We start from the raw sequence: 667 nt of genomic DNA on the forward strand, positions 1-667 counted from the left end.
GAGTAAAACAGCGTGTGCAGCACCTAACTTGGAGCTGGCATGGGAGTCCATTGACTGGACAAAATGCGAAGCTGAGGTTAAAAAGCTACAGGAACGTATTGTAAAGGCTAGAAAGGAAGGCAGACACGGTAAGGTGAAAGCCTTGCAGTGGACGCTGACACACTCTTTTTCGGCAAAAGCAATCGCCATAAAAAGGGTGACAACTAACGAAGGGAAAAAGACAGCAGGGGTAGACGGTATCATATGGTCTACCGACAAAGAAAAAGTGGAGGCCATTCTGGAGCTAAAGAGGAAGGGCTACAAACCACAGCCATTACGCAGAGTATTCATCAAGAAAAGCAACGGAAAGTTGCGCCCGCTTGGGATACCTACAATGAAAGATCGGGCGATGCAAGCGTTGTATTTGCTTGCGTTGGAACCGATAGCAGAGATGACAGCCGATCCGCATTCCTACGGATTTCGCAAAGGGCGGTGCTGTCAGGATGCGATTCAGCAGTGCCACACGATCTTGTCGCATGGTTACTCTCCCCAATGGGTTTTAGAGGGAGACATCAAAGGTTGTTTTGACCATATTAGCCACGAGTGGCTGCTCGGAAATATTCCGACAGACACAAAGATATTGGAACAATGGTTAAAATGCGGGGTGATCTTCAACGGGGAACTATAC

The 667-nt window shown here is 48.0% G+C and carries 1 protein-coding gene; it reads left to right on the plus strand.

Annotated elements, in window-relative coordinates; translation table 11 throughout:
* Positions 1-667, plus strand: a 667-nt coding sequence (locus tag CHK_RS00100) for a reverse transcriptase N-terminal domain-containing protein (protein ID WP_046441790.1), incomplete at both ends; no start/stop codon positions are given.

The organism is Christensenella hongkongensis (assembly GCF_000981035.1).
Taxonomy (GTDB): Bacteria; Bacillota; Clostridia; order Christensenellales; family Christensenellaceae; genus Christensenella; species Christensenella hongkongensis.